This is a genomic window from Erwinia sp. AK-PDG3-5 (assembly GCF_056821705.1).
On record NZ_CM165967.1, the window covers coordinates 2,002,902 to 2,020,471 of the forward strand.

The window sequence follows — 17,570 nt, forward strand, 5'->3', positions numbered from 1 at the left end:
TTCTGAAAGAAGCGGGCTTGGGAGTAGCGTGATTTGATATTCCTTTCTCTCAAACAATATTCGCTTTAAACGGAAGTGATGGCTGATATTCGTCCGCGACAAGCGGCCTGCAATTCAGTGACCCTCAGCGGATAACCGGCAGATCCCGGAAGCGGGTGGTATAGCTGGGCGACAGCATCTCACGCTTCATCGACCAGTCGCGCTGGATCCCCTGACCGGCGAACCAGACGCGGCTGCCGCTCTGTTTATTCAGGGTATCCAGCACGGCCATTAACGCCTCGCTGTTGGCTTTGGGCTGAAAATCATCAAACAGATTCAGCTGTGCCACGCCCTGATTGAAGAAGTCGCCGAGCATGATGCCGCCTTTCATATAGCGATGGCCCGGCCGCCAGATTTTGTCCAGACACTGAATGGCGGCGTTAATAATATCGCGGCTATCCTGGGTCGGCGTCAGCAGCTTAACGCTGGCGGCATTGGTGTAATAAGGATGTTTGGGATCGTGCGGGCTGGTACGGATAAAGGTGCCGATTTCCCGACAGTACTGGCGCTCGTGGCGCAGTTTTTCCGCGCCCCGGACGGCATAGCTGCAGATGGCTTCATGCATCTCCTGATACTCGGTAATGCGGTGGCCGAACGAGCGTGAGCAGAGGATATGCTGCTTGGTCGGCACCTCTTCCAGCTCCAGGCAAGCTTCCCCGCGTAACTCCCGCACCGTGCGCTCCAGTACCACGCCAAAATGCTTGCGGATCAACGCCACCGGCGTATCGGCCAGCTGCAGCGCGGTTTCAATCCCCAATCCTTCCAGCTTTTTCGACAGGCGTCGGCCCACACCCCAGACTTCTTCTACCGGCAGCAGCCCCATCAGCTTACGCTGGCGGGCAGGCGAGGAGAGATCGAGAACGTGCCCGGTTTTGGTCCATTTTTTGGCGGCAAAATTCGCCAGCTTGGCGAGGGTTTTGGTCTGCGCAATCCCCACGCCCACTTTCAGATGGGTATCCTGCCAGATTTTATCGCGCACCTGGCGGCCAAAGGTATCCAGCGGCAGACAGTTGCTGATGCCGCTGACATCAAGAAACGCCTCATCAATCGAGTAAATCTCAATTGCCGGTGCCAGCTCTTCCAGCGTGCTCATCACCCGCTGCGACATGTCGGCATACAGCGCATAGTTTGACGAGAACACCGCCACGTTATGTCGCTGAATTTCGTCGCGCATCTTAAAGTAGGGCGCGCCCATCTTGATATCCAACCGCTTGGCTTCGGCGTTGCGTGCAATCACGCAGCCATCGTTATTGGAAAGTACTACCACCGGGCGGCCTGCAAGGTCAGGGCGGAACACCGTCTCGCAGGAGGCATAAAAGCTGTTAACGTCTACCAGCGCAAACATAGCGATTTGCCTGCTGGGTAAGGGATGGATGGCATAAGAGGACTCCATGTGTGCTGTATATACATACAGTATATTTGAATGGCGGGAACGATCAAGAAGGTTTCCAGAAGACTTTACTCCACCTTCATGGCATCGAGGGATAGGCGAATCATCGGATCACAGGATCGGCGTAACGGATGCTACGCTGATGACCCGTGTTCAGGACAAGAGGAAAGAAATGATCTGGCTGATTGTGAAGTATGCGGTGACCGCAGGGATGATAGTGCTTATCTCCGAGGTGGCAAAACGAAGCGACCGGTTGGGCGGTCTGTTGGCGGCATTGCCACTGGTGACCGTTTTGGTGCTGATATGGATGAAGCTTGAGGGGCAAACCCAAGAGAAAATAGCGAATCATGCATGGTACACATTTTGGTATGTCGTCCCGACACTGCCCATGTTTCTTTGCTTTCCCTTCATTTTTCAGCGGTGGGGATTCTGGGTCGCGCTGCTGGCCTCCTGCCTTATGACCGTGCTGCTTTTTTGGGGATATGCGCTGTTACTTCGCCGCTTTGGTATTGAGCTGATGTGAAACCCGTGTGGGGTGTTCCTGTTATTTATGTGTGATTTTACCTGCTATCGCCTCTGGCAGGCTGCTGCGCTGACGGAACCATGCTGCAAAAAAGCCGGTGATAATGCATAACTCGGCGATATCTCCGCCATAATACATCCACAGCGCGGCCGCCTGAATTTCCTCAGGAGATGCTGAGGTCCCAAGAGGGTAACCGTATCCGTACATTAATTTTCCAAGAACACCATGAGCCGCTGTGGCCAGGAAAATGACTATCAGCCTTACGGACCTCGGCGGGCGATGGGGAGCAGGATCGGGCCCTGCGACAGACCAGGTAAAAAGATACCCGGAGAGAACAAAATGCAGATGGATAAAAACAAACAGGAAAGGGCTGGTCATCGTCAGCCCAAAAAGCGGGGTGAGATAAAGAAGATACATACCGCCAATATCCAGGAAAGCAGCGGTTATCGGGTGTATTAAAAAACGGACCGGGCGCGTGCGGAGAATATTCATAATGACGCGTGTCATTTTCGCGGGAACAGAGCGCATCAGAAGCGATCCGGGCGCACCAAAAACCAGGCCCAGAGGACCAAACATTCCCAGAAAAAGATGCTGTATCATGTGACCGCGCAAATCGTGATGAGCCCAGTCAGCCACAGGCGGCAATACGGATACCACGATTAACACTATGCCGGCCGTGAAGCTGGCTGTACGCCACGTGCTCCAGCGGGCGGTGCCACGTATTCTGACGGCGGCCAGAAGATAAAGACAGAGAAGTACGGCAGGCATAATGACCAAAAGAACGAACAACATCGGGGAGTGCGGCACACCTGCGTGATGCATTGCTGGATCCACGGGTTACGTTCCCGTCTGCAGTTCAGCCGTGCGCGCCCGGCGATAGATAATGAAACCCGCCAGTAATACAAGCAGACCAGCCGCGTTCCAGATAAGGTCGTAGAGGAGAACATTGTCCACGTAACGGATCTGATGAATCCTGAGCAGCTTGTGGTCCACAATCCCGTCAAAAAGCTGAAACGCTCCCATACCCAAAAAGAGGCCTGCCCATGCTGCTGCCCGGTTAAGCTTTCTGCGGCTACGCAGATCGGCAAACATAAAAAAGCCGAGGACAAACAAAATCACTTCAGCTGAATGCAATAACCCATCTGAAAGCAGGCCAAAAGCGGGTGTTTCCCAGTCAAAAAAGTGATGCCAGGCCAGAATCTGATGAAATATCACTTCGTCTATCGCTGCCATCAACCCAATGCCAAGCGGAAGCGTGGCGGTCAATGAACGTTTCAGATCGGATTGAATTGCTGGGGTCAACGTTGGCACTACTCACTCCTGAATAAAGAAAAATTTTCCTTAAGAAGCGTAGCTGAAAATGAGGGGGGCCCGATGGCTCTTCGGCATAGGCCGCTTTCCGGCCCTGCATCTGCCCTGCAAACAAACTTACTTCCGCCAGGAAAGTTGCCGCCGAATGAGAAATACGCGAATGCGTATTACAACATGTCTGCAGGCGGAGGGGGGCGGGGAAGCTGGAACTCTGACGAAAACTTCTAGTACATTGCGGAACCCACACCTGCGGTGGACGGCGGAGATAGCTCGGCAAGCCTTTTTCTCTCCCCCGGGCATGACTGACCGCTGTGAGCGAGCAGCGGACCTTTAGTGAGAAGCGGTAAGCCATACCCGCTGTAATGAGATTTGAATATTTAACAAACTTTCTGGCAGATCACTTTTTTTTTAACTCTCTAAGATATTTATAAACGGTTGTACGTCCCAGAGACAGTACGCCCGCAATGTAATCGGCTGCATTCTTTGCACGAAAAGCACCCTGACTGTGCATGCTCTGTACCAGATTTTTCTTCTGTTCTCGCGTCAGAGCGCTCAGCGAGGTACCCTCGCGTCGAATCCATTCATGCAGAAAAGTATTGATATTCTCCTGCCAGTCATCACGGAAAAGTTGTTCTGGCTGAGGCTGAAGCCGCGTAACGGAAAGAAACATGTCAAGCGCGTTCCTGGCGTCTTCAAACACCGCTGTGCAGAGGTTAATGCAAAGAAGGTAACCCGGTGTCTTATCGTCTCCTGTCGCGATCGTGACGGAGCGCATTTTTTTTCCGTCCCAGTTGAGCTTTTCATATGGGCCGCTTAGCGGTGCCAGTTTGTCCTGTTGAAAATCATCAAGACCCGCATCATCGCCTGGCTTGCGCTTTGAAAGATTGTTCGCAATGTAGGCGACAGTGCCCGCTTCTACATCGTGGATAACGACTTCCACGCTCGGAAAGAAAAGCGCGGCAATACCGTCTGCAACTGACTTCAGCAAACTCAGCTGGGCATTGTCCGGGCCGTGCTTATTTACCATTTTCATATCCTCATTCCGTGCGATTGGTGCAGATTGAAATAATGCCGTTTTTCCGGGGGCGAACCATATCACGATGTACCTGATAAATGCTGCATCGCTGACTAAGCAAAACGATATTCCGGTACCGCTATAGAAATCTCCGGAATCCGTCATTCTTCCGCCATCTCATACCTGAACGGCAGTACCAGGCCTCATAAAACCACCTTGTAAACAGTTTGTGCATAATGTACTTTTAAGTGCATATCTTACCCCAGGCCAGCCAGTTTGGCGGTCCGTCAGGAAAACATATGCATTCCAGAGGCATCCCCGTTATTACCGCAGAACAAACCGCTGAAATCCTTCTGCATGTCGATGTCAAAGAGGCCATGCGCCGGGTCTTTACCAGTCTTGCGCGTGGACAGGCTGTTCAGCCTGCACAGAAAGACGTCCTGCTGCCAAACTGCAAAGGGGACTTCATAAACTATTTTGGCGCGGATATGTCTCGCCAGATGCTCGGCGCGAAAATATCGCCTTATCTTGTGACAGAGCATAAGCCGGTCATTACCGCCTGGACGCTGCTTATGTCTGCAAGTGATGGTATGCCGCTGATGCTGTGCGATGCCTCGCTGCTGACCATAGAACGCACGGCGGCCACCACTGCGCTTGCTGTAGAACTACTGGCTCGGGAAAGCGCACAGATACTCACGGTCATCGGCACAGGACCTGTTGCGCGCGCTCATATCCGCCATGCCCTAACACTTCGCAACTGGAAAGAAATCAGGATCTGGAGCCGGAGCGGCTCACAGTCAGCTGAATCTATCCAGCGTGAATGCGGGCTGACTGAAGGGATGTTGAAAATCTGCCACAGCGCAGAAGACGCCGCAAAAGATACAGATGTACTGATGTTATGCACCTCCTCAGCAACACCGGTAATCGATGTGAAACGACTGATCCGGCCCTGCCTGATTACGTCCATCAGCACGAACGCGCCAGGTGCGCACGAGGTTTCTCCCCAGGCACTACAGGAAATGGACGTTTACTGTGATTACAGGCAGACCACTCCCTCTCACGCAGGCGAGATGGTCATCGCGGCCCGCGAAACAGGCTGGAGCACCGGGGATATCCGGGGGGACTTACCGGAATTGGTCACTGGAAGCGCCATCAGCCCCAGTTACAAACGACATGCATTTTTCCGCTCCCTGGGGCTGGGGCTGGAAGATGTGGCAATTGCAGACAGCGTGCTGTCTTACCTCAAAGAACAGGATAAATACGATGAAAATCAGACCGTTTGGTGTAGAGCAGTGGATGAATGATTGGGAAAACAACTGTAAATATAATCTTGCTGAAACCTGTGTTGAATCCCTGACCATGCAGCAACTGCTGGACATGACCGGTAAACCCCGGGAGGTTCTGGATGACATGCTGAATATTAAAATGACTTACGGGCATATCACCGGTTCACAAAGACTGCGTCAGCTCATCTCTGAGCAATATAGCAAACAGTCGGCTGAAAACATTCTTATCACGCACGGCGCGATCGGGGCTAACGCCCTGATTTATGGAACCCTTGTTGAGCCGGGTGACACGATAATTTCCGTTTTGCCAACCTATCAGCAACATTATTCTATCCCTGCAAGTTACGGGGCGAACGTCAGAATTCTGGCCTTGCGTGAAGAAAATAACTTTCTTCCCGACCCAGAGGAGCTGAAATCGCTCATTGATGACAAAACAAAGCTTATTGCCATTAATAATCCGAACAACCCGAGCGGATCGCTGATGGATGAAACACTTTTGAAGGAAATCGTTGAAGTTGCACGAGCAGCAGATGCCTGGCTGCTGTGCGATGAAGTCTATCGCGGTACCAATCAGGAAGGCGATGGTTATGGTCCCGCAATCGCTGACCTTTATGAAAAAGGTATCAGCACCGCCAGCATGTCCAAGTCTTACTCGCTGGCCGGTCTGCGCCTTGGATGGATAGCCGGTCCTCATTCTCTGCTCAAAGAGGTTGAAATCCACCGGGACTATACAACGATCAGCGTGGGCGTGCTGGATGACTACTTCGCCTCACTGGCGCTGGAGAACCGGGACAAAATTCTGGCCCGCAATCATAAAATACTACGTGATAACCTTCAGGTGCTTGACGTCTGGGTCAATTCAGAGCCGCTCATCAGCTATGTCAGACCCCGCGCCGGGACCACTGCACTGCTGAAATATGAGCTGCCGATCAGTTCGCGCGACTTTTGCATCCGTCTGCTGGAACGTTACGGCGTAATGTTCACCCCCGGCGAGGCGATGGATATGGAGGGATATGTACGCATCGGATTTGCCAACAACAGTGAAGTTCTGAAGCAGGGGCTGCCTCTTGTGAGTCGCTTCATTCAAGAGCTTGCAGAAGATATATGTTAATCGCCTTTCACCCGAATCTCCTTTATACGTGCGCTGGTAATATCTGAAAAGCGCAATAACCGGCAAAGCGGCGTGTTGCTGAAAAGATTCAGACGTCGCTAAAACCATCGAGAGGATATAATTCATGCATGACAAAACCTTCTACTCAATGCAAACAGCCGTTCCTGTCGGACATATCGCCTGCATCGTCACACATCTTGAAATGTCAAAAAGGCCCGAGCGAACCGACATAGAGCTTCCTGAAGGTATTACTTTACGCAGGATCATTAACCCCGCTCCTGAAGAATATAAAAAATTGTACCGTAAAATTGGCGGAGACTGGCTCTGGTGTTCGCGGCTAATGGTCAGTGAGAAGGAGCTGGAAGAGATACTTACCAGCCACGGCACAGAGGTTTTTTCAGTACAGAGCAATAATGAAGATGTCGGCATGTTTGAGCTGGACTTCAATACGCCCGGTCAGTGCGAATTGTCTTTTTTCGGAATTGATTCCTCACTGACCGGCAAGGGACTCGGTAAAGCATTGATGAGCGCAGTGATGGATAAGGTCTGGGCCCGTCCAGTCGAACGTTTCTGGGTGCATACCTGCACTTTCGATCATCCTGCTGCTCTGCGATTCTATCAGCGTGTGGGGTTCAGGGCTTACGCCACAGAAATTGAAATACTGGCTGATCCACGATTAACAGGCCATCTGCCAGCTGAATTTGCCCAACATGTCCCCCTTATTGTTTAAACATCTGTAACGCATTTTTGCCAAAGAACATTATACGTATCAACTCTAACCCAGAAAGCGATAACAATTATGAATGTCCGCTCCTGGCACAAAGCAGAAGTGCGTCTTAGACAAGGTCCGCTATAAGCCAAAATCGGCCGTTCAAGTTAAAAATAAGCTTAAGGTTATGTCCATGTAGCCGTGGTATATCAGACAGCCTGGTAGGCTGATCTGATATTATCCCCCATTCGATCCGATATCGTTTTCTTCGGTGCGCTCCCCACCTTCCTGTCCGGTATTCAGTAAACCACAGGGTTCTGTCATGATTTTTACCGCATTCTCATTGGACGTTCTATGTGTAATGCATTTGGTACAACATAGATTTCGCCCGAACTGACGTGGACGTAGCCGTCTCAAAAATCAATACGCAACTCACCCTCACTAACTCGAAGGTGTTGCCAAAAATTCCGGTCGCTGTTCGGCCAGCAAGGTAAATCTGGTTACTTCCGGATACAACGTACGGCTGATGGTATCCGGCAGCATCAATTCTGTAAAACGCCAGGCGACTGCGATACTGATACCGGCCACTGATAGCATGTCAGGATGACTTTCCCGCAGCCCGTTCTCCAGCGTCTGCCAGGCACCATGAAGTTGCTGAGTTACCCTATTCAACCAGGGTTGATGCTGTTTTTCTACCGGTCTGAGACGCTGTTCGTACACAATCTGCACCGCTTTTTCACAGGCTGCCAGGGCGAATCCGGTAAGATGCAGATCCCTCAGGTCTTCCGCTCTGGACGCTGATGTGGGTGCAGGCGAATGACCGAAATATTTCTCAAGGTAATTAATGATTAATGTTGAGTCGATCAGCACCTGATTATCATCTGTGATAAGCGTTGGTACTTTAACGGTTGGATTAATTTTTGTTAAGGCATCAAAATCGCTAAATACCGAAAGCGGCTGTTGTTCGAATTGAATACCTAATATTTTCATGTGGATAGCAACCCGTCTGACATAGGGTGAATCCAGCATTCCGATTAGGATCATAGCGCTACCTCATATTATGTTGGTTAACAAATTCAATTAACTGTGCGGCGACAGGCAAAGGGGCATCTTCCATTAAAAAGTGTCCGGCCTGTTCATAAATATGCAGCATGGATGAGGCGATGTCGCGCTGCAAACACCTTCCATACTCAACGGGCTGCCATTCATCTTCGGCGCCCCATAAAATCTGCACAGGCAACTGGAGTTGCGGCAATTTTTCTGCAAAGTCACTGGTGTAACAGGCATTGTAATGCGCAACCTGATGCTGATAAAACGAGGGCTGGCCCACCACGCCACAAAGGGGCGCGAGATAACTTTCCAGCCGCTGCTCTGTCATAAGATGTTTATTAAAAACAGCCATCTTTAACTGGCGAGACATTGCGCGGTAATGCTCAGTGGCAGGGATCAGTGCATAATCCACATAGTTATCCCGCATAGCTTTCCATGTGGGCGAAGGCCAGGAGTTGTAACTCGGAATATCGGCAATCGTGAGCGTCTTCAGCAGGGATGGGTTGTCGAATGCCAGTCTGAGTGAAATTGCCCCGCCGATATCGTGACCAAAAAGATGTGTTTTTTCGAGCTGCCAGTGTTCCAGCAGTTTCAGCAGAAAACCGACTTGTGCGGAAACCGAGGTATCAGCCGTCAACGGACGCTCTGATGCGCCGAACCCAGGCAGGTCATACAGGTGAACGTGAAAACCCGCATCGACAAATGCTGGCACCAGTGACTGCCAGATTACCGAGTGTGCGGGCGTGCCATGAACCAGCACCAGAGGTGTACCTGAACCATGGACCCCGGTCGCAATGCGACAACCTTTTATCAAAACGTCTTCATTCAGTAATGGGTTGTTAGCGGGCATTAGCTTTCTCCATTGAGCTTGTTCCTTTCAGGCTATCCGTTGACTGCATATGACGCCAGTGACATTATTTCCATCTGTAAACCCACTTTTGTCATATAAAAATGAATAAACGACTCTCTGTTGATGCGCTCAGAGTATTCAGAACCGTGGTGCAAACGGGCAATATGAGTAAGGCTGCATTACTCCTTAACCTGAGCCAGTCAGCCGTAAGCTGGAAGCTCAGACGGCTTGAAGATCAACTTCAATGCCAGCTACTTACGCGTATCGCCGGAAAAGCCGTTCCGACAGAAAAGGGCAGCGTTCTGCTACGTCATGCGGAAAAAATACTCACTGAACACGATCATGCCATGGCGTATTTTTCGCCTTCGGCACTACGTGGCAAGCTGCGAATTGGGGTCACTGAACATATCTCAATGATTGAAGTATGCGGGGTCATTTCAACCTTCAGTCACCATCATCCCGAGGTGGATGTACAACTGGTGGTGGAGCAAAGTCATCTCCTGCGTCAGCATTTTTCTGAAGGAAGCCTGGAGATCATCTTACATCAGGATTTCACGGGCACGGCATCGCCGGAAGATAGGGTATTGTGGAGTGAAAAATTATACTGGTACGCAACGCCTGCCTGGCTGCATGAATCGGATAAAAGCCTGAAGCTTATTACCTGGGGACCCGATTGCTATTACCGTAACCTGGCTGAGGAGAAACTTCGGCAGGCAAAAATTCCATTTTCTGTGATGCTGGAATGTCCTTCAGTAGCAGGTATGCTTGCGGCGATAACCACCGGACTGGGGGTGGGAATACTCAATCAATACAGCGTAGAGAAAACGATTTGCAATGTGTCTGAACTTGAGAAATTGATGCCTCTGCCGTCGGTTGATTGCCTGCTTCGCCTGAATAGACACTGCTTCAATCCCGCAAGCGAGGCCTTCTGCGAGATGCTGACCAGGCTGATGCATAAACATCGATAGTGAATTGGCCGCTATTGTCCTTCCTGATGTGCCTCTACCCATTTTTATGCTTTTCATCCTGCAGGTGACGGCATCAGCCCGGCTGACGAAGCCTGCCCCAGAGTCACATGGGGCGGGCAGCCCGCTTACAGGCGGTTACCGGCCTCGACCAGTTCGTTATAGGATTTTAAAACGCGCATCGGTGAACCCGATACCATCCAGCCCGAATTGCCGCTTGCTTTCAGCAGACTCTGCTCACCCGTGCTGTAAGGTGTTTTATCGCGAATCCGACGCATGCGATCCTTGCAGTTTTTCAGGAAGGTTCCGGCATTATCCTGGAAGATGGACCAGGTTAATGGCTTGCCCGCTTCGCTGGCCGTTGCCTTTTCTGCCTCAGTCAGCAGCGTACTGTAAGCATCAATCGCTTTTGTCATCTGTGCCACGTCGGGAGCGGGGGAGGTAAACAGGGTCGCCAGCGCCTTGGCCTGTGTGACTAATGCCAGGCGGTAGTAGCGACTATGACGGCCCTCAGACTTTTCAATCTCAACCAGTTGCGCAACCACGACCTCATTATTTTCTTTTTCAACTTCGGCACCGAACTGGTCACTGGATTTCATAAAGCTGTTAAACGCCTTCATAAGTGGCGGATGCATTTGCTTGCCTTTCGCGAAGCCATCATCCTTGTAATCTTCCTGACTATAGTAAAGGTGAGCCTGCGAAACCTGCGGCTGCAATGTCGTCAAATCCGCCAGATACTGTGTTGCTGCAGCATCCAGCGCCGGTAACGCCGGTTTAGCCTTCGATGCCTGGTTGATGGCTTTAGTGCAGCTCTCCAGTTCGTAAGGCGTGACCTCGCCCAGTACGTTGACGTTGCGCTCTTTGCCGGTTGGCCCCTTTTCAGCATTCGCCATCCAGCTCACATAGCGCAGGGCACTATCGCGAACCGATCCATCTGTAGTATTAAAGCAACCCACATAGGCGTTTAATTTTGTGGTGAGTTGCGCAGCAGTATCCTCCGCAACAGCCTGCGGTTGACTCTGCGGGGCTGGCTTTGCATCCGCTTTGTCACTGTTGTCGCATGCTGCCAGCGGCAGCACAAGGGCAGTCACCAGCATCCCGGGTATCATTGCCCTGCTTGCTCTTTTAAACACATTCGTTCCTTTATTTATGCGGTTAGAAATACAGGTTGGGAATTGATGTCCGCATCGGCTCCCTTATCAGCGGCGATGAGGGAGCCGATGAAAAACGGGTTATGCGCTTTGCGTCGCTTCCGACGATTCTTCTTTCAGTATCGCCCTGACTGTCTGATGACGATGCCAGTAATAGCCAAGGGTGTTTTTAAAGGCTTCAATCTCCTTTTTCAGGCCCGGCAGACGGATCTCACTGCGTTTTTTCCCCTGCGTGTTTGGCTGCACATGTTGCACGTAGAGCTTATCCCGGCCAAAGCTACGAATAACGTTGATGTTTTTAACGTTATCCCACTCCAGCACTTCGCCGGTTTTCGGCGCCACGATGCCCTGCCAGGTGATGACGATCTGCGAGCCATCTTTCAGGGTATAAGGAACATTGGGGAAGTGCTTCAGCACCAGCGCGGTTTCCATTTCACCGTCAGGCTGATAGCGCCAGGCCAGGCTCTCTTCATGCACTGAGGAGAAGTCGCGTTCAAATTTCTGCCACAACTGCTGTTCAATCTCGTCGGCAACCGGCATCAGATCGACCCAGCTCTGTGCCGGGAAATCGGCGGCGATCGCTGCATAGTCAGCTTCGTTAATCTCATACCCTACGTTGCGCATCCTTTCCGCCAGCGGCGGGTGTGAATCAAACGGGTGCGGCACATTCTGCTCACGGATGACGCTGATAAAGCCCGGAGAGGCGACATGTTCAGGCAGACCTGCAGCAATAGCTTTACTGATCCCCAGTTCATTTTCGTGCAGCGTTTGGTTATTAAACAAGTTTCGCTCAACTTCATTCCGGTAGCTGGCATACGCAGACACTTTGATCAGTGATTCGATAATCGCGGCAGGGGAGACCAGCGTTGATGCATTGCGATCCGCGACAAACTCACGTTCACGGCTGTTACGCTGCCACGCCAGCTCAAACAGCATGCGATAAAGATAGAGCGGATAGAAGACGATCAGCGTGGCCAGATTCTGACCCATCAGCTGCATATAGAGATCAAACCGGTGCAGCTTAGGTCCCAGTAATGCGCCGGAGGCGGTGTCGCCTTCATGGAGGTGAGTCAGTTCATGGACCATCACGCCATCAGCCTGCGCAACGGTGAGCTGACGCAGGAGTGGAATACTGACATAGAGCTTACGGCCGGTGAGCGAATTCCCATTCACGTTCAGCGGGGCTTCGGTCACGTAGAAGTTGGTGTCGATACCCGCAACAATATGATCGGGTGGCGTGGTGCCCACTCTCGCGGCCAGCATATCAATCTGTGACCAGAGTGCCGGGGCCGCTTCGCGGGTCACGACTTCGCCTTCAATACTCTCTTCCGGTGGGAGTTTTTTGAAGATGCCTTTAATCATGTAATACATACCGGCCAGCACCAGCAGTCCTACCGCCATCACCAGTTTCGGATAGTAGGTTTGTGTGAAGAAGGCGGTGCCCCAGAATGAGAGCCATACCAGCATGCCGCCCTGCACCATGACTTCCAGCGAACAGGCCAGCATCAGGAACTTGCGGGCCAGCGCCAGACTGATTACCTGTCCCTGGCGGCTTTTAAAGGCCAGCGCACTGAACAGCAGCACCATCAGCAGGACAACGCCGCTCGCGATCAGCGTCCAGAATGCCACTTTATCCATCATGTAGAACTGCCAAAGTTCGGATTGCGGTGCGCAGACGGCGTTTTTGTAATCCTGCAGATTTTCATCTACCGGGCCGCAGACACTGGAAGGCGGGTTCTGCTGCAGAAACGCCTGGAGTTTGCCCGTATCCTGATGTTGTTCCCGCGCATCATTCATGAAGATTTGCGTGTATTGCTGATCAAGTTGCATGTTGCCATATTCAGCAAAAAACAGGGTAATGACGGGGACGAGAAACAGTGTGAATAGCAGCCAGAAAAATACCTTTAGATAACCCTTTTTCAATTCCGTTAATGTATTCAAAATCATAACTTCCTGCATGTCTGTGAAAGGGAGAAGCTGCTGCTATCAGGCAATTCCGAAAAGAATAACCTTGCCCCGATTAAACGGTGCGGAAGCATTTATGCGAGCTTCACGATATTATAATTATTGCAGAGCGATTATAAGCCAGATTGGTGATGATGCCATACAGGGCGTTAAAACCCTGGCCCAGATCAATATCGAGATATTTTGGATAAGCTATAGCCATTGTCGAAAAAAACCACTGATAGTGCAGTATAAACAACTGCCATAATTAAAATAAGCGTGATATTTCCCTTCTAAAGGCAGAGCACAAACAAATAAATCGGGCCGAAAAAGTAGGTAATAACATTGAAGTTAATTTTACCTTTTTGTTTAAAGGACAGCTGTTTCAACGCCTGTCTGAAGCCAGGTGCACTGACTGCCAGAACAGCGCATACGAATTTTAAAAACAGGGAAGCCGCGTTAATTCGCACGAAAATAATATCGGTACGGTACAAATAGCCATGCTACACCCTGGGTGCGCTATTAGCTGCACGGTTGCCGAATTCAGGTTAAACAATAGTAGTGTAAAATAAATCCATCAAATCAGTAATGTTAAAATTGCACAGGCTGGACATCCCCTGTGCTGGATGTCATTTATATTAGCACCAAAGAAAATATCGCCACAATGATAAAAATATGTTAATTTCAAAAAAAATTATTCCTCATTCCTCACACCTTAGAAGGATATAAAGATGATCGCATGGAGCGGAGTGGGTTTTTTCGTCGCAGTCTTAATTTCTGCCGCCTATCTCCTGTGTAAATGGCTGTTAGATATTTATTACTACGACGGTTTCTTTATCGCGCATTTATGGGCGACAGGGGCTACGCTGATAGTTTCTGCCCTTTTCTGTGCGGCCTTTGTCTGGGTGCTCCGGCAGGAAAAATGGCTGGACTCCATTGCACAGGCAACAAAAAGCCAGCCAATGATGGCCCCCGAAAAAACCCATAACTTCTTTTTTATTCCCGTTCTCTACTGGCCGATTATTCTGTTTCTGCTCGGCTCAGGGATCTGTTTCTACGATCTGACCCGATAACCCCCTTACATCACTGATACAGGCCATCTGATGCTGTATCAGCGAAATGGAAATATCATCAATACGCAGGAGTTCATCGTGAAATTAAGAAAATCATTAAATATCGTGGGTGCAATCTGCCTGGCAACTGCCATCGGCGGAACCTCTCTGACGGCATCCGCAGCTGAGGCAGCACCAGCCGGAGCCACGCAGACTGAGACGCTTGCTTTGCTGGATGGAAAGCAGACGTTCAAACTGCAGGGCTATGAAAAGCAGCCTGTTCCGGGCGGCGGACCGGGAACAATGTATGTTAACAAGCCGGAAAAACGCGTGTTGATCATTGGCGAAGAAGATATCCCGGTAATTGCTCGCGGTGGCAGCGATGCTGATTTTCTCAACGGCATGAAGTCAATCAAAGACAAGCAGAAGCAGGCTTCACCTTCTTATAAGGTGATAAGTGAGAAAACTGAAAATGCCAACGGTTTGCCGGTTTACCATATCGAAGCCACTGATAAGATGGGGGGTAACGATGTGCAGCAGGCCACTCTGCTGGCGGTCGCTGACAAAAAATTCACCGTCATTCAGGTGGTCTCAAACCACAAAGATAAGGTTGGTCACCTGAAAGCGGTTAACAATATTCTCGGTAAATAAGGCGTGAGTAGATAAGGCTGCATCAGCCCCATCACCCAACCGTCACCGCAGCGACATAAATCCTTCATTCCTTTCCGCTAGCGTACTGCCATTCAGATTCTCGGATTGCGGATGCATGAGCCACCTCTCGCTTCACCATATTTATAAAGCCTGGGGCGAAAAAATCGCCCTGAATGAGATCAGTTTTGCGGCGGAACAGGGAAGTTTTGTTGCATTGCTGGGGCCATCGGGCTGTGGAAAATCGACCTTATTGCGCACCATCGCCGGGCTGGAAACCGCCGATCGCGGCGCCATCCAGTTTAATCATGCCGACATCACCCATCTCCCCCCGTCGCAGCGCAAGCTGTCGATGGTGTTTCAATCCTATGCGCTGTTTCCTCACCTTAACGTGCGCGAAAACCTGCTGTTTGGCTTAAAAGCGCGGGGCGAAGAGAAACAGTCGTTTGCTCAGCGCCTGGCGGATGTCAGTAAGTTGATGGAGCTGGATACGCTGCTGGATCGCCTGCCGTCGCAGCTTTCCGGCGGCCAGCAGCAGCGCGTGGCGTTGGGCAGGGCGGTGATCGCCAACAACACGCTGTGCCTGATGGATGAGCCGCTGTCGAATTTGGATGCCAAGCTGCGGCAAAGCATGCGCCGTGAAATCCGCGCGCTGCAAAAGAAACTCGGCCTGACCATGCTGTACGTGACCCACGACCAAACCGAAGCCATGAGCATGGCCGACAGCATTATACTGCTTAACGATGGCCATATTGAGCAACATGGCACGCCGGATGAACTCTATAACCATCCCGCCAGCGTGTTCGCCGCGCAATTTATCGGCGCGCCGCCGATGAATATCCTGCCGCTGCAACGCAACGGTAGCCATCATTACCTCCTGCCTCTTACGCAGCCGGTGGTCGACTATCCCGAGGCGACGCTCAGTCTGGGATTGCGTGCCGAAGATATCCAGCCGATCCCCGCTGCACAGGCGGCACTGACCGCGCGCGTAGAGAGCGCCGAATATATGGGTGCCGATACCTTACTGGTGTGCAGGCTTGCGGGCCTCGACGTGTCGCTGACGGTCAAAGTTCCCGGCATGCAGCGCTTCGCCGAGGGTAGCGACGTGGGATTGCAGTGGTCCGCCGCGCGGCAATACCTTTTTCACCGCGAAAGCGGTAAGCGCTGCGAACATGCCGAACAACAGATGTTTGCCTCACAAAAAAAATACGCCATTTAACCGTTGTCATTTGCCTAAGGGAAAATCATGTTTGTAACTCGTTACTCACGCCTGTCCTCTGTTGTCTTGCTCGCGATGGCCACCTCGGCGTTCGCTGCCGATCCGGTCAAGCTGCAAATGTATTATCCGATCGCGGTGGGTGGCAAAGTCAGCCACACCGTCGATACGCTGGTGGCGGACTTCGAAAAAACGCACCCGGATGTGAGTATTCAGCCGGTGTATACCGGTGACTATGCGACGACCGTGACCAAAGCGCTGACCGCTTTTCGCGGCGGTAACGCGCCACAGATGGCGGTGATTGGCGATATTGAGGCGTATTCACTGATTGATGCCGGGGCGATTGTCGCGGCCAGCGATCTGGCGCAGGGCGAGGAAGGCAAAAAATGGATCGACGGTTTCTATCCCGCCTTTCTGCGTCACATCGACGGTAAGGTGTGGGGCGTGCCGTTCCAGCGTTCAACCGTGGTGATGTACTGGAACAAGCAGGCATTCGAGAAAGCCGGTTTGAACGCCGATACGCCGCCCGCCAACTGGCAGCAGGTGGTGGAATTCAGTAAGAAACTGACCCTCAAAGATGCCAACGGCGTCAGCCAGTGGGGTATCGAGATCCCGTCCACGCCAAACGGTTACTGGAACTTCCAGGGCCTGTCGGCCACCAACGGCGGACGTCTGGATAACGGGAAGGGCACTGCGGTTAACTTCAATACGCCGGGCAACGTTGAAACGCTGCAATGGCTGACCGATCTGGGGCAGAAAGAACAGGTTTCTCCGAAGGGAGCAATTGCATGGGGCACGACGCCGCAGGACTTTATCAGCGGCAAAACCGCGATGATGGTCACCACCACCGGCAACCTGACCAACGTGCGTGATAATGCGAAGTTCCCGTTTGGCGTGGCAATGCTGCCTGAGAAAACCCAGCGCGGCAGCCCAACCGGCGGCGGCAATCTGTATGTCTTTAAAAACGCGTCAGCGGAACAGCAAAAAGCCGCGATGGAATTCATCCGCTGGGTCACGTCGCCAGAGCAGGCTGCACGCTGGAGTATCGCCACCGGTTATGTCGCCACCTCGGCAGCGGCGTGGGATACCCAGGTGATGAAGGATTATGTCAAGCAGGTCCCGCAGGCCTTAGTGGCGCGTGAGCAGTTGAAGTATGCCCAGCCAGAACTGTCGACCTACAACAGCGTGCAGATTCAGGATGCGCTGAATCACGCGGTGGAAGCGGCGGTGACGCAGGCGAAAACGCCAGCTGACGCGCTGGCCAGCGCACAGAAGCAAGCCGATCGTCTGCTGAAGTCATACCAATAATT

Annotated in this window: 17 protein-coding genes and 1 pseudogene; 10 read left to right on the forward strand and 8 right to left on the reverse strand. The window is 51.7% G+C overall.

What is annotated here, in order from left to right; genetic code table 11:
• Positions 1-124: 124 nt before the first annotated feature.
• On the reverse strand, positions 125-1,384 hold the full coding sequence (umuC, locus tag AC1UKS_RS09190) for a translesion error-prone DNA polymerase V subunit UmuC (protein WP_482436562.1): 1,260 nt from the start codon (positions 1,382-1,384) through the stop codon (positions 125-127).
• A 217-nt stretch (positions 1,385-1,601) separates the two neighbouring features.
• Between umuC and AC1UKS_RS09195 the strand changes: the two genes are divergently transcribed.
• Positions 1,602-1,952 (forward strand): DUF3147 family protein, encoded by a 351-nt coding sequence (locus AC1UKS_RS09195; RefSeq protein ID WP_206400682.1) that lies wholly within the window; start codon positions 1,602-1,604, stop codon positions 1,950-1,952.
• Positions 1,953-1,973: 21 nt separating this feature from the next.
• Here AC1UKS_RS09195 and AC1UKS_RS09200 read toward each other — a convergent pair whose 3' ends face one another.
• Both AC1UKS_RS09200 and AC1UKS_RS09205 read right to left on the reverse strand, forming a co-directional pair.
• The gene (locus AC1UKS_RS09200) at positions 1,974-2,774 is read right to left on the reverse strand and encodes a cytochrome c oxidase assembly protein (protein ID WP_482436563.1); all 801 of its coding nucleotides are present in this window, start codon (positions 2,772-2,774) and stop codon (positions 1,974-1,976) included.
• A gap of 15 nt (positions 2,775-2,789) precedes the next feature.
• Positions 2,790-3,263, reverse strand: a complete 474-nt coding sequence (locus AC1UKS_RS09205; protein ID WP_482436564.1) for a DUF2243 domain-containing protein — start codon at positions 3,261-3,263, stop codon at positions 2,790-2,792.
• 114 nt (positions 3,264-3,377) lie between these two features.
• On the opposite strand from AC1UKS_RS09205, the pseudogene AC1UKS_RS09210 reads away from it, so the two are divergent.
• A pseudogene (locus tag AC1UKS_RS09210) lies at positions 3,378-3,554 on the forward strand (manganese catalase family protein); the annotation flags it as partial.
• A 106-nt stretch (positions 3,555-3,660) separates the two neighbouring features.
• Here the strand turns inward: AC1UKS_RS09210 and AC1UKS_RS09215 are convergent.
• Positions 3,661-4,296 carry a helix-turn-helix transcriptional regulator gene (locus tag AC1UKS_RS09215; protein WP_482436910.1) on the reverse strand — a complete coding sequence of 212 codons (636 nt, stop codon included), beginning with the start codon at positions 4,294-4,296 and terminating at the stop codon, positions 3,661-3,663.
• A 281-nt stretch (positions 4,297-4,577) separates the two neighbouring features.
• Here AC1UKS_RS09215 and AC1UKS_RS09220 point away from each other — a divergent pair, with 281 nt between their 5' ends.
• The 3 genes from AC1UKS_RS09220 (at position 4,578) to AC1UKS_RS09230 (ending at position 7,405) form a co-directional block, all read left to right on the forward strand.
• Positions 4,578-5,582 (forward strand): ornithine cyclodeaminase family protein, encoded by a 1,005-nt coding sequence (locus tag AC1UKS_RS09220; RefSeq protein WP_482436565.1) that lies wholly within the window; start codon positions 4,578-4,580, stop codon positions 5,580-5,582.
• Positions 5,542-6,675, forward strand: a complete 1,134-nt coding sequence (locus AC1UKS_RS09225; RefSeq protein ID WP_482436566.1) for an aminotransferase — start codon at positions 5,542-5,544, stop codon at positions 6,673-6,675. Before AC1UKS_RS09220 ends, AC1UKS_RS09225 begins: the two co-directional genes overlap by 41 nt.
• A gap of 124 nt (positions 6,676-6,799) precedes the next feature.
• A complete protein-coding gene (locus tag AC1UKS_RS09230; protein ID WP_482436567.1) occupies positions 6,800-7,405 on the forward strand; it encodes a GNAT family N-acetyltransferase in 606 nt (201 codons plus the stop codon).
• Positions 7,406-7,825: 420 nt separating this feature from the next.
• Here AC1UKS_RS09230 and AC1UKS_RS09235 read toward each other — a convergent pair whose 3' ends face one another.
• Entirely contained in the window at positions 7,826-8,428 is a 603-nt protein-coding gene (locus AC1UKS_RS09235; protein WP_482436568.1) for a glutathione S-transferase, read from the reverse strand.
• A 4-nt stretch (positions 8,429-8,432) separates the two neighbouring features.
• Positions 8,433-9,284, reverse strand: a complete 852-nt coding sequence (locus AC1UKS_RS09240) for an alpha/beta fold hydrolase (protein ID WP_455915626.1) — start codon at positions 9,282-9,284, stop codon at positions 8,433-8,435.
• Between the two features lie 101 nt (positions 9,285-9,385).
• On the opposite strand from AC1UKS_RS09240, the gene AC1UKS_RS09245 reads away from it, so the two are divergent.
• Entirely contained in the window at positions 9,386-10,252 is an 867-nt protein-coding gene (locus AC1UKS_RS09245) for a LysR family transcriptional regulator (protein ID WP_482436569.1), read from the forward strand.
• Between the two features lie 125 nt (positions 10,253-10,377).
• Here AC1UKS_RS09245 and AC1UKS_RS09250 read toward each other — a convergent pair whose 3' ends face one another.
• Both AC1UKS_RS09250 and AC1UKS_RS09255 read right to left on the reverse strand, forming a co-directional pair.
• Positions 10,378-11,346, reverse strand: a complete 969-nt coding sequence (locus tag AC1UKS_RS09250) for a YiiG family protein (RefSeq protein WP_482436571.1) — start codon at positions 11,344-11,346, stop codon at positions 10,378-10,380.
• 135 nt (positions 11,347-11,481) lie between these two features.
• The gene (locus tag AC1UKS_RS09255; RefSeq protein ID WP_482436572.1) at positions 11,482-13,359 is read right to left on the reverse strand and encodes a M48 family metallopeptidase; all 1,878 of its coding nucleotides are present in this window, start codon (positions 13,357-13,359) and stop codon (positions 11,482-11,484) included.
• Between the two features lie 716 nt (positions 13,360-14,075).
• Here AC1UKS_RS09255 and AC1UKS_RS09260 point away from each other — a divergent pair.
• The 4 genes from AC1UKS_RS09260 (at position 14,076) to AC1UKS_RS09275 (ending at position 17,568) form a co-directional block, all read left to right on the forward strand.
• On the forward strand, positions 14,076-14,417 hold the full coding sequence (locus AC1UKS_RS09260) for a hypothetical protein (RefSeq protein ID WP_482436573.1): 342 nt from the start codon (positions 14,076-14,078) through the stop codon (positions 14,415-14,417).
• Between the two features lie 30 nt (positions 14,418-14,447).
• Entirely contained in the window at positions 14,448-15,047 is a 600-nt protein-coding gene (locus tag AC1UKS_RS09265) for a hypothetical protein (protein WP_322874493.1), read from the forward strand.
• A gap of 115 nt (positions 15,048-15,162) precedes the next feature.
• A complete protein-coding gene (locus AC1UKS_RS09270) occupies positions 15,163-16,263 on the forward strand; it encodes an ABC transporter ATP-binding protein (protein WP_482436576.1) in 1,101 nt (366 codons plus the stop codon).
• A 27-nt stretch (positions 16,264-16,290) separates the two neighbouring features.
• Entirely contained in the window at positions 16,291-17,568 is a 1,278-nt protein-coding gene (locus AC1UKS_RS09275; protein ID WP_265910747.1) for an ABC transporter substrate-binding protein, read from the forward strand.
• Positions 17,569-17,570 lie beyond the last annotated feature (2 nt).

What these genes read in the sequence shown, in the direction of transcription:
- AC1UKS_RS09245 (WP_482436569.1), top strand. Translation starts at nt 9,386, where the DNA reads ATGAATAAACGACTCTCTGTTGATGCGCTCAGAGTATTCAGAACCGTG.
- AC1UKS_RS09240 (WP_455915626.1), bottom strand. Translation starts at nt 9,284, where the DNA reads ATGCCCGCTAACAACCCATTACTGAATGAAGACGTTTTGATAAAAGGT.
- AC1UKS_RS09230 (WP_482436567.1), top strand. Translation starts at nt 6,800, where the DNA reads ATGCATGACAAAACCTTCTACTCAATGCAAACAGCCGTTCCTGTCGGA.
- AC1UKS_RS09265 (WP_322874493.1), top strand. Translation starts at nt 14,448, where the DNA reads ATGCTGTATCAGCGAAATGGAAATATCATCAATACGCAGGAGTTCATC.
- AC1UKS_RS09200 (WP_482436563.1), bottom strand. Translation starts at nt 2,774, where the DNA reads ATGCATCACGCAGGTGTGCCGCACTCCCCGATGTTGTTCGTTCTTTTG.
- AC1UKS_RS09215 (WP_482436910.1), bottom strand. Translation starts at nt 4,296, where the DNA reads ATGAAAATGGTAAATAAGCACGGCCCGGACAATGCCCAGCTGAGTTTG.
- AC1UKS_RS09225 (WP_482436566.1), top strand. Translation starts at nt 5,542, where the DNA reads ATGAAAATCAGACCGTTTGGTGTAGAGCAGTGGATGAATGATTGGGAA.
- umuC (WP_482436562.1), bottom strand. Translation starts at nt 1,384, where the DNA reads ATGTTTGCGCTGGTAGACGTTAACAGCTTTTATGCCTCCTGCGAGACG.
- AC1UKS_RS09260 (WP_482436573.1), top strand. Translation starts at nt 14,076, where the DNA reads ATGATCGCATGGAGCGGAGTGGGTTTTTTCGTCGCAGTCTTAATTTCT.
- AC1UKS_RS09220 (WP_482436565.1), top strand. Translation starts at nt 4,578, where the DNA reads ATGCATTCCAGAGGCATCCCCGTTATTACCGCAGAACAAACCGCTGAA.
- AC1UKS_RS09195 (WP_206400682.1), top strand. Translation starts at nt 1,602, where the DNA reads ATGATCTGGCTGATTGTGAAGTATGCGGTGACCGCAGGGATGATAGTG.
- AC1UKS_RS09235 (WP_482436568.1), bottom strand. Translation starts at nt 8,428, where the DNA reads ATGATCCTAATCGGAATGCTGGATTCACCCTATGTCAGACGGGTTGCT.
- AC1UKS_RS09270 (WP_482436576.1), top strand. Translation starts at nt 15,163, where the DNA reads ATGAGCCACCTCTCGCTTCACCATATTTATAAAGCCTGGGGCGAAAAA.
- AC1UKS_RS09250 (WP_482436571.1), bottom strand. Translation starts at nt 11,346, where the DNA reads ATGCTGGTGACTGCCCTTGTGCTGCCGCTGGCAGCATGCGACAACAGT.
- AC1UKS_RS09275 (WP_265910747.1), top strand. Translation starts at nt 16,291, where the DNA reads ATGTTTGTAACTCGTTACTCACGCCTGTCCTCTGTTGTCTTGCTCGCG.
- AC1UKS_RS09255 (WP_482436572.1), bottom strand. Translation starts at nt 13,359, where the DNA reads ATGCAGGAAGTTATGATTTTGAATACATTAACGGAATTGAAAAAGGGT.